General features: G+C 42.0%; 8 protein-coding genes and 5 tRNA genes. 12 read left to right on the top strand and 1 reads right to left on the bottom strand.

Annotated features, from left to right (window positions below):
- The first annotated feature begins 24 nt into the window (after positions 1-24).
- The 12 genes from M4I42_RS15400 to glmS all read left to right on the top strand — a co-directional run bounded on the left by M4I42_RS15400 (position 25) and on the right by glmS (position 9,081).
- A tRNA-Tyr gene (locus M4I42_RS15400) sits at positions 25-109 on the top strand.
- A gap of 400 nt (positions 110-509) precedes the next feature.
- Positions 510-584, top strand: a tRNA-Gln gene (locus M4I42_RS15395).
- 168 nt (positions 585-752) lie between these two features.
- Positions 753-825, top strand: a tRNA-Lys gene (locus M4I42_RS15390).
- Between the two features lie 6 nt (positions 826-831).
- Positions 832-906 (top strand) — tRNA-Gly (locus M4I42_RS15385).
- 9 nt (positions 907-915) lie between these two features.
- Positions 916-988, top strand: a tRNA-Ala gene (locus tag M4I42_RS15380).
- Between the two features lie 154 nt (positions 989-1,142).
- Complete coding sequence (gene rocF / locus M4I42_RS15375) at positions 1,143-2,045, top strand: arginase (RefSeq protein WP_268852961.1); 903 nt, start codon at positions 1,143-1,145, stop codon at positions 2,043-2,045.
- A gap of 139 nt (positions 2,046-2,184) precedes the next feature.
- Entirely contained in the window at positions 2,185-2,748 is a 564-nt protein-coding gene (gene sigW, locus M4I42_RS15370; RefSeq protein ID WP_268852960.1) for an RNA polymerase sigma factor SigW, read from the top strand.
- Positions 2,749-2,760: 12 nt separating this feature from the next.
- Positions 2,761-3,363, top strand: a complete 603-nt coding sequence (locus M4I42_RS15365) for an anti-sigma factor family protein (protein ID WP_268852959.1) — start codon at positions 2,761-2,763, stop codon at positions 3,361-3,363.
- 99 nt (positions 3,364-3,462) lie between these two features.
- Positions 3,463-4,284: a diadenylate cyclase CdaA gene (cdaA, locus tag M4I42_RS15360; RefSeq protein WP_268852958.1), complete on the top strand. Its 822-nt coding sequence runs from the start codon at positions 3,463-3,465 to the stop codon at positions 4,282-4,284.
- Positions 4,277-5,524, top strand: a complete 1,248-nt coding sequence (locus M4I42_RS15355) for a CdaR family protein (RefSeq protein ID WP_268852957.1) — start codon at positions 4,277-4,279, stop codon at positions 5,522-5,524. The genes cdaA and M4I42_RS15355 overlap by 8 nt, the downstream gene beginning before the upstream one ends.
- 21 nt (positions 5,525-5,545) lie before the next feature.
- Positions 5,546-6,892, top strand: coding sequence for a phosphoglucosamine mutase (gene glmM, locus M4I42_RS15350; protein WP_268852956.1), 1,347 nt, complete (start codon positions 5,546-5,548; stop codon positions 6,890-6,892).
- 386 nt (positions 6,893-7,278) lie between these two features.
- Entirely contained in the window at positions 7,279-9,081 is a 1,803-nt protein-coding gene (gene glmS, locus M4I42_RS15345; protein WP_268852955.1) for a glutamine--fructose-6-phosphate transaminase (isomerizing), read from the top strand.
- 271 nt (positions 9,082-9,352) lie between these two features.
- On the opposite strand, the gene M4I42_RS15340 is transcribed toward glmS, so the two are convergent.
- The gene (locus M4I42_RS15340) at positions 9,353-10,588 is read right to left on the bottom strand and encodes an MFS transporter (protein WP_268852954.1); all 1,236 of its coding nucleotides are present in this window, start codon (positions 10,586-10,588) and stop codon (positions 9,353-9,355) included.
- Between the last annotated feature and the right edge of the window lie 53 nt (positions 10,589-10,641).

The following is a 10,641-nucleotide window of genomic DNA, read 5'->3' as shown; positions in this document are numbered from 1 at the left end:
TCAGACAACACATAATTTTTCTATGGAGGGGTAGCGAAGTGGCCAAACGCGGCGGACTGTAAATCCGCTCCCTGTGGGTTCGGCGGTTCGAATCCGTCCCCCTCCACCATTTATACATATATAATAAAACAACGACGTTATTTCATTGTTTGTATCTTGAAATAACTTTTTTTATTTGTCTTTTGGCCGTATGATTTATTGTTTATGTGGGATAATAATGCTTGGGATTATTAAGATTTCGTGGATTTCCTACAGAAATCCCCAAAATAATTTCTGCGGTGCTGATTATACAAAGCGTTTAATTATGTTTTTAAATCGTAATATCAATGTCGGAACATTTCCCGAATTTCCTGAATAGAAATTCGAGAAATGTTCCTTGAGTGCTTTGTGAATTCAGTCATTGTCGACGATATTTCGCAAAATTTCCTTCAGAAATTTTTCAAAATATCGTCTTGCGGTGTTATTTCATGAAGTTAGTTCTATGATGTTAATCCATGATGTTTTGTCAGTGGGCTATAGCCAAGCGGTAAGGCAACGGACTTTGACTCCGTGATGCGCTGGTTCGAATCCAGCTAGCCCAGCCATTAACATATATTACGAGCCATTAGCTCAGCAACGAGCAAAGCTTCCTCGAATTTGCGGCGAGTTGTCCCGACGCATTTGGCATCTTGAATGTGCTAGTAGAGGAAGGGACAGGTAGAGTACGATCGAATATGCATCTAAAACTTAATTAGAAGCCTCTTTTCTATGACGAGCCATTAGCTCAGCAGGTAGAGCATCTGACTTTTAATCAGAGGGTCGGAGGTTCGAGTCCTCCATGGCTCACTTGATGCGGAAGTAGTTCAGTGGTAGAACACCACCTTGCCAAGGTGGGGGTCGCGGGTTCGAGTCCCGTCTTCCGCTCCAGAAAATCTCGGGGCCTTAGCTCAGCTGGGAGAGCGCCTGCTTTGCACGCAGGAGGTCATCGGTTCGATCCCGATAGGCTCCATCGTTCCCTTAAATCGGATGATTTAAGGGTTTTTTTGTTTTCATCCCCAAGTAGACAAAGCTATATTCGAATAAATATTCATAAATGTGCCGAGTTGAGTCAACGTTTGCTCATCCGCTACAATATAGGAAGGATAAGGGGAAGGAGAGATAACATGAGGAAAATATCGATTATTGGCGTCCCAATGGATTTAGGGCAAACACGCCGCGGAGTGGATATGGGTCCGAGTGCGATTCGCTATGCGGGAGTTGTCGAAAGGCTTGAGCGCCTTCATTACGAAATTGAGGACTTAGGCGATATTGCGATCGGAAAAGCGGAGCGGATCGATGATGAAGGGGTACGGCTAAATTTACGGAATTTGAAAGCGGTTGCTGAGGCGAACGAAAAATTGGCGCAAACCGTTGATGAAGTCATTCGAAAAGGCAATTTTCCGCTTGTATTAGGCGGCGACCATAGTATTGCTATTGGCACATTAGCCGGTGTGGCCAAACATTATGAAAACCTCGGCGTCATTTGGTACGATGCCCACGGGGATTTAAATACGGCGGAAACATCACCTTCAGGAAATATCCACGGCATGCCGTTAGCAGCGAGCCTTGGCTTAGGTCATCCTGCGCTGACGCAAATCGGTGGATACAGCCCGAAAGTGAAACCAGAAAATATTGTGCTAATCGGCGCGCGAGCGCTTGACGAAGGAGAAAAGCAATTAATTCGTGAAAAAGGCATTAAAGTATATACGATGCATGAAATTGACCGTCTTGGCATGACGAAAGTGATGGAAGAAACGATCGCTTATTTGAAAGAGCGGACAGACGGTGTGCATCTATCATTAGATTTAGACGGTCTTGACCCTCACGATGCTCCTGGGGTAGGGACGCCAGTCATCGGCGGACTTACTTATCGCGAAAGCCATTTAGCAATGGAAATGCTCGCTGAAGCTCAACTGATTACTTCAGCGGAATTTGTCGAAGTGAATCCGATTTTAGACGAGCGAAATAAAACAGCTTCTGTTGCAGTAGCATTAATGGGCTCGCTTTTTGGTGAAAAATTAGTCTAACATTTTATCCAGCAGGCGAAAATTCGTCTGCTGTTTTTTTTTGTAAATATGATAAAATAAATACGGTGTTGAGCATGAAACTTTTCCGGCTACGAAACGTATACAATAATAGCCGCAATGAGCGGGGGTATTGTGAATTATGGACATGTTTGTGACAAAACGAATTAAAGCGATTCAAAAAGGCGACCAAAATGCGTATGCCGAAATTGTCGAGCTTTATAAAGATAAGGTGTACCGGATTTGTTACCGGATGCTTGGCAATCGTCATGAGGCAGAAGATGCTGCTCAAGAAGCGTTTATTCGCGCATATGTGAATATTGATACGTACAACCCAACGATGAAATTTTCATCGTGGCTGTATCGAATTGCGACGAACTTGTCGATTGATAAATTGCGTAAAAAAAAGCCGGATGTATATTTAGATGAAGAAGTAAGCGGAACGGAAGGGCTGACAATGTATTCTCAGCTCCCTGCAACAGATGCTTCTCCGGAAGATACAGTAGAAAGTTTGGAGTTGCAAGAAACGGTGCAAAAAGCGATTGAAAAACTTCCGGAAAAATATCGAAGTGTCATTGTGCTAAAATACATGGAGGATTTATCATTACAGGAAATTAGCGAGATTCTTGATTTACCGATCGGGACTGTGAAAACAAGAATTCACCGCGGCAGAGAAGCGTTACGAAAGCATTTAGGTCATTTATAAGAGGTGAAAAGCATGAAATGTCCGGATCATGTGATTCAATGGATGCATGATTACTTAGACGGCGATATCGCCCCTAACGATGAACGAGCGTTGCGAGAACATTTGCAGCATTGCCAAGAATGTTCTCATCATTTCAATAGTTTAAAAAAGACAGTGGCATTTATTCAGCATGCTTCCCATCTTGTTCCATCCGTTGATTTTACAGCAAAGGTCATGGCGAAACTGCCAAAAGAAAAGAGGCGGATTCGCGTTGGAAGATGGTTGAAAAGCCATCCGTTTATCGCGGCAGCGTCGCTATTTGTCGCTTTAATGGTCGGCAGCTTATATACTACCTGGAATCAAGAACAACAATTTTCCGTTTCTACGAGGGAAAATGTCATTATTCAAGGTCATACGGTTGTTGTTCCAAAAGGAAAAACGGTGGACGGCGATATTGTCGTACGCAATGGAACGATTAAAATCGAAGGAAAGGTTAACGGAAACGTCACAGTGATTCACGGAGAAAAATATTTAGCTTCCGCTGGACAAGTAACCGGAGAAGTCGAAGAAATTAATGAAGCATTTGATTGGATTTGGTACAATATCAAAAGTGTAGTGAAAGATTTGTTCGAGTGAAAAGCCGTCTTTTTGGCGGCTCTTTTTCTGTATGTGATATAATAAAAGAGTTGCGTAAATAAAATATAGCGGAATTCGAATGATAAAGGAAGTGTGAGAATGCCTTTTGGAGAGCTCCCGGTATTGAGTTATATAACGAAAGTCGTCGATATTCTTCTTGTTTGGTACGTCATTTATAAGTTAATTATGGTGATTCGTGGAACGAAAGCCGTTCAGCTTTTAAAAGGAATCATTCTTATTATATTAGTAAGAATTGTCAGCAATTTTTTAGGACTTAGCACGTTACAATGGTTAATGGACCAAGCGCTAACATGGGGATTTTTAGCAATCATCATCATTTTTCAGCCAGAGTTAAGGCGAGCGCTTGAGCAACTAGGGAGAGGGAAACTGTTCTCAAGAAGCACGGTTCCAGAGGAAGAAGAGAGGGCACAGATGGTCGAGGCGATTGTGAAGGCGACGGAATACATGGCTAAACGGCGTATCGGTGCTCTCATCTCTGTTGAACGTGAAACGGGTATGGGAGACTACATTGAAACGGGAATCCCTTTGAATGCCCGCATTTCATCGGAATTGTTAATTAATATTTTTATTCCAAATACGCCGTTGCACGATGGAGCAGTGATTATTCAAAAAAATCATGTCGCAGCGGCTGGGTGCTATTTGCCGCTATCAGAGAGCCCGTTTATTTCGAAAGAATTAGGAACACGTCACCGTGCGGCACTAGGAATTAGTGAGGTGACGGATAGTGTGACGGTTGTCGTATCGGAAGAAACGGGTGCTGTGTCAGTAACAAAAAACGGGGAGCTGCATCGAGACTTAACTCCGGAGCAATTTCGGGAATTGCTCAAAAAGGAGTTAATCCCGGCAACGAAGACGACTTCCTCATCTCGTTGGCAATGGAGGGGGAAGAAGCATGGATAAACTAGATAATTTAATGAATAATCATTGGTTTATGAAAATTTTCGCCTTGTTATTGGCGATCATGCTGTATATGTCGGTCAATATTGAAGAGAAAGAATCGAAATCAGGCATTACGCGCAATTCGATCGGGCAGACAGACATTGAAACAGTTACCAATGTTCCGGTCGTCACATATTATGATGAGCAAAATTTAGTCGTGTCAGGTGTTCCGAAAACGGTGAACGTAACGTTAGAAGGACCGGCGAGTATTTTAAAGCCGACGGCGTTGCAGCGAGATTTTGAAATATATGTCGATTTAACGAACTTAGAGTTAGGAACATACACCGTTCCGATTAAATATAAAAACATTTCTGATAAACTTACGGTAAAAATCGAACCGTCTACGGCAAAAGTAACGATTCAAGAAAAAGTTTCTCATGATTTCTCTGTGGATGTCGACTTCATCCATAAAAATAAATTAGCTGACGGATATTCTGTCGAAGAACCGATCGTGAAGCCGAGCGTGGTGACGATTACCGGGGCGAAAGATGTAGTGGAACGAGTAGCATTAGTAAAGGCTAGGGTTGACCTAGACGGAGCCTTAGATACATTGAAGCAAGAATCGCGGGTGATGGCGTATGATCGGGAGGGAAGAATATTGGACGTAAATATTAACCCTTCTGTCGTCGAGGTGACCGTACCAATTAAAAGCCCGAGCAAATCAGTTCCCCTGAAAATTAATAGGACAGGGACTTTAAAAGAGGGGCTAAGTATTGTTAAAATTGAAACCGTCCCGAATGAAGTAACGATCTTCGGTCCGAAAGACAAAATTGACTCCATTGAGTTTATTGATGGTATTACGATTAATCTCGATGACATTACGAGCGATACGACGTTGGAAGTACCGGTCCCGTTGCCGGAAGGGGTTAAAAGCGTTGATCCCGCAAAGGTAAAAATTCATATCCAAGTTCAACAGGAAGAAACAAAAACATTCTCGTCTTTGCCGATTCACGTATTAGGATTGGGGGACCAATACACCGTTCAATTTTTAAACCCGAAAGACGGGAACATGGATGTCCAAGTATCCGGAGCCCCTAGCGTACTTGATAGCATTCGAGCAGACGACCTTCAGCTGTATGTGAATGCGAGTGAGTTAGGGGTCGGCGAGCACGAGGTCGAAGTAGAAGTGAACGGTCCACAAAATATTACATGGAAGTTGCCAGATAATAAAGCGAAGATTCGAATTAGCCAGCGATCATGAAATAAAGGAGAGATTCGTGTAATGGGTAAGTATTTTGGTACCGATGGTGTACGCGGAGTAGCAAACAGTGAATTAACACCAGAATTAGCGTTTAAAATCGGCCGTTGCGGCGGTTATGTGCTTACGAAAGATAAAGAACGTCCGAAAGTGTTAATCGGGCGCGATACGCGCATTTCTGGACATATGTTGGAAGGAGCACTTGTGGCCGGATTGCTGTCAATTGGAGCGGAGGTCATGCGCCTTGGCGTCATTTCGACGCCGGGCGTGGCTTATTTGACAAAAGCGTTAGGAGCGCAAGCCGGTATTATGATTTCGGCTTCACACAATCCGGTGCAAGATAACGGGATTAAATTTTTCGGCCCGGACGGTTTTAAGCTATCGGATGAGCAGGAACTACAAATTGAAGCATTGCTTGATAGCGAAGAAGATACGTTGCCAAGACCAATTGGAAAAGATTTAGGACAGGTAAATGACTATTTTGAAGGCGGACAAAAATATTTACAATATTTAAAACAAACGGTGGACGAAGATTTTTCTGGGTTGCGCATTGCGCTTGACTGCGCACATGGGGCGACTTCTTCATTGGCGACTCATCTTTTTGCGGATTTAGAAGCGGATGTATTAACGATGGGGGCTTCCCCGAATGGCATTAATATTAACGAAGGGGTTGGCTCGACGCATCCAGAAGCATTAGCCGCGTTTGTAAAAGAAAAAGAGGCTGATGTCGGCTTAGCGTTTGATGGCGATGGCGACCGGCTCATTGCAGTCGATGAAAACGGGCAAATCGTTGACGGCGATCAAATTATGTACATTTGCGCGAAATTTTTAAAAGAACATGGCCGCTTAAAGCATCAAACGGTTGTATCGACGGTGATGAGCAATCTCGGATTTTATAAAGCGTTAGAAGCGCAAGACATTAAAAGTGTACAAACGGCAGTCGGTGACCGTTACGTCGTCGAAGAAATGAAAAAGAACGGCTATAATTTAGGTGGGGAACAGTCAGGGCATATTATTTTCCTTGATTACAATACGACAGGAGACGGATTATTGACAGCGTTGCAGCTTGTCAACATTATGAAAGTAACGAAAAAGCCGCTTTCTGAGTTGGCGGGGGAAATGAAAAAATATCCACAAAAATTAGTGAACGTGAAAGTAACAGATAAACATGAAGCCATCGCAAGCGAAGAGGTGCAACGTGTTATTCGCGAAGTGGAAGAAGAGATGGCTGGAAACGGTCGCATTCTCGTTCGCCCGTCTGGTACGGAACCGCTCGTTCGCGTGATGGCAGAAGCGCCAACAAATGAACTTTGTGATCAATACGTCGAGCGCATTGCATCTGTTATTCGTGAGCGATTCGGCGCACAATAATTGTTTCGATAAACGATATGCATAAATGGAACGGTTTATTCCATTTATGCATATTTTGTTTATACAGGGGTAAGCGATACACATTGACGTTTGCCTCTATGTTGTTGTAAACTGTTGTTGTTTGACATCTTACATGGAAGGAGGATAGTGGAAAACAAATTTTACAAAAGCGCCTGGACTAAGCTTTGGACGGGAAGAAAGCTTAGTTGACGAGGAGGAGGTTTATCGAGTGTTCGGCGGATGCCTCCCGGCTGAGGCGATGACAGCCGCAAGTTCTTTCTTAAAACAAAGAGGCGACTCTTTGCACAAAGGAAAGAACGTTCATCGCACATACAAATCAAGGGGCAAGAGCCCCTTCTTGCCCCTATAATTAGGGAGGACTTGTTATGTGCGGAATCGTTGGTTATATTGGTGAACAACCATCAAAAGAAATTTTATTGTACGGATTAGAGAAATTAGAGTATCGTGGATATGACTCCGCGGGGATTGCGTTATTAAACGGACAAGGTGTCCATGTGTTTAAAGAAAAAGGTCGGATTGCTGACTTGCGTGCCATTGTCGCAGAAGATGTAGATGCGCCGCTTGGCATTGGTCATACACGTTGGGCGACACATGGCGTGCCAAACCGGGTGAATGCTCATCCGCACCAAAGCGCATCTGGTCGTTTTACCCTTGTGCATAATGGTGTTATCGAAAACTATGGATTGTTAAAACGTGATTATTTAGCACACGTGTCGTTTACAAGTGATACAGATACAGAAGTGATTGTTCAGTTAATTGAAACGTTTGTGAACGAAGGATTATCGGTAGAAGAAGCGTTTCGTAAGACGCTTTCGCTTTTGAAAGGTTCCTATGCGATCGCGTTAATTGATGCCGAAAACGATGGCGTCATTTACGCGGCGAAAAATAAAAGCCCGCTCTTAGCTGGATTAGGCGAAGGGTTTAACGTTGTCGCAAGCGATGCATTAGCGATGTTGCAAGTGACAAACCAATATGTTGAGTTAATGGATAAAGAAATCGTCATTGTCACAAAAGAAAGTGTAACGATTAAAAAGTTAAATGGCGAAGTCGTAGAGCGTGCGCCATATGTAGCGGAATTGGATGCAAGCGACATTGAAAAAGGAACGTATCCTTACTATATGTTAAAAGAAATTGACGAACAACCGCTTGTCATTCGCCGTTTAATTGAAAAATATCGCAACGAACAAGGCGAGCTAACGATTGATGAAGACATCGTGCAAGCAGTCAATGAAGCCGATCGTTTATATATCGTCGCATGCGGCACGAGCTATCATGCTGGTTTAGTCGGCAAACAATTGATCGAAAACTGGGCGAAAATCCCTGTGGAAGTGCATATCGCAAGCGAATTTTCGTACAACATGCCGCTTTTATCGGAAAAACCGCTATTTATTTATATTTCACAAAGCGGAGAAACAGCGGACAGCCGTGCGGTGCTTGTACGCACGAAAGAGCTTGGCCATAAATCGTTAACGATTACGAACGTGCCAGGTTCGACATTATCGCGCGAAGCAGACTACACGCTTCTTCTTCATGCTGGACCAGAAATCGCTGTTGCATCAACGAAAGCATATACAGCACAAATTGCAGTGCTTGCGATGCTGGCTGCGGTGGCTGCAAAAGCAAAAGGCATCGAATTGAATGTTGACGTAACAAAAGAACTTGGTATTGTAGCGAATGCGATGGAAACACTTTGTGATGCAAAACATGAAATGGAAAACATCGCACGCGAGTATTTAGCGACAACACGCAACTGCTTCTTTATCGGTCGTGCGGTTGACTATTATGTCGTATTAGAAGGCGCATTAAAGCTAAAAGAAATTTCTTACATTCAGGCAGAAGGTTTTGCAGGCGGGGAATTGAAGCACGGCACAATTGCGTTAATTGAAAAAGGTACACCGGTCATCGCACTTGCGACACAAGAACATGTGAATTTAAGCATTCGTGGGAACGTAAAAGAAGTTGTCGCGCGCGGTGCAAATCCGTGCATCATTTCCATGAAAGGATTAGACATGGAGGACGACCGTTTCGTCATTCCAGCTGTTCATCCAATGCTTACGCCACTTGCATCTGTCGTGCCATTACAATTGATTGCTTACTATGCGGCATTACACCGTGGCTGCGACGTCGACAAACCACGCAACTTAGCGAAGTCAGTAACGGTCGAGTAAAGCTTAGAAGAAATGATATGAAAAAACACACGTCATTGATTACGATGTATGTAATCGGGCGTGTGTTTTTTATTGGAAAATCGAGCGAAATCATTGTCATTTGACATGGAGCCTCTGCGCACAGGATTTTTTACAGAAAAGAATCTGCCCTATGAAGCGAGGCTATCATGTACGCCATTCCATGTAAAATGCGTGGTAAAAAGCTGTTCAATTTAATCAATCGAATTCTGTTCAGTTTTATTTAGCGGCCACAGGTTGACCCGAAAACAGGTCAACCTTCTGTTTTTATCTTAATATTTTTAATTTCTGTATCTTTGTATCTTTTTATGTTAATTGATACGGCTAAGAAAGAAGATGTGAAATATAATATTGAGGCCAATATGTATACAAGTTTAACTCCTAAAAAATCAGAAATAGTTCCCATTATGAAAACAGATATAGAAAATACAATATAATATATGTTACTTTGAGTAGAATAAACTTTTGGTAGATAACTTTCCTCTATAGATGACTGAAAGTAGGTATTTTGCGATACATCTCTAAGTTGATAGAAAGGTCCCATAATAAATACTAAAGTAAGCGCTACAATTGGTGATTTAGTAAAGGCATAAATTAAAACAAAAACACTCACTCCGAAGGATCCCAATATTATACTATAAACTAAATTTCGTTGCATCCATTTTGAAATTAAGACAATGAAAATACCACCAATTATACTACCTAAATAGTAACTGGCGTTGATATACCCCCACCAAGTCTCATTTTGTTTTAATATTTCTTTTACGAATACTAATGTGATCCCTCCAATCCAGATTCCCCCTGCAATTCCTTCAATTATCCCCATAATTGTTATTATTCTAAGGTTAGCATTCTTAAATAGTATAGACCAGCCAATTTTTATGGAATCCCAGTTAGGTCTAGATTTACTAGCTCCGCGAAATTTTTCAGATATGAGAAGAGTAGATAGAGCAGACAATATATAGAGACTTAATGCGAAATACAAAATATTGATGTTTCCAAAGTGAATTGCTGCTACTCCCCCAAAAGACCAACCCAACAAAGCAAGGGATTGGTCCGTTGTACTTATTAAGCTATTGGCTTTTGCTAATTCCTCTTTTTGTACGATTTTAGGTGTTAAAGAGTTTCTTGCAGGATTTGTCCATCCATCCAGAAAACCGATGAAAAAAATGATTAAATAAATAATTAAATTAATCAAAAAATGATTGATATCTTTGAAGTAAAACAAAAGAATAAGTATAAATAGTAAACACGATTGTCCAAATAAAGAAATTCTTAAGATGAACTTTAAAGGATATCGATCTGTTATTATAGGCATAAAAAAGCTGCTTAGAAACTTTGCTATAACATGAATCATGGTAACTAAACCCGCTAAAGTCCCTGAGTTTGTAATATGGTAAATCACCATAGTTACTGTCATCATATATAGAGAATTAGCTAATTTCCCCAGTGAATTTCCCATCCACAAAAAATAAAAAGATTTATTCAATTAATATCCTCCTCTACAAGTTTATTTTGGTTCATACCCGTGGTGGGGGGGGG

This window comes from Anoxybacillus sp. J5B_2022, from assembly GCF_026847645.1.
Lineage (GTDB): Bacteria > Bacillota > Bacilli > Bacillales > Anoxybacillaceae > Anoxybacteroides.
This window is presented reverse-complemented; position numbering and strand designations above follow the sequence as displayed.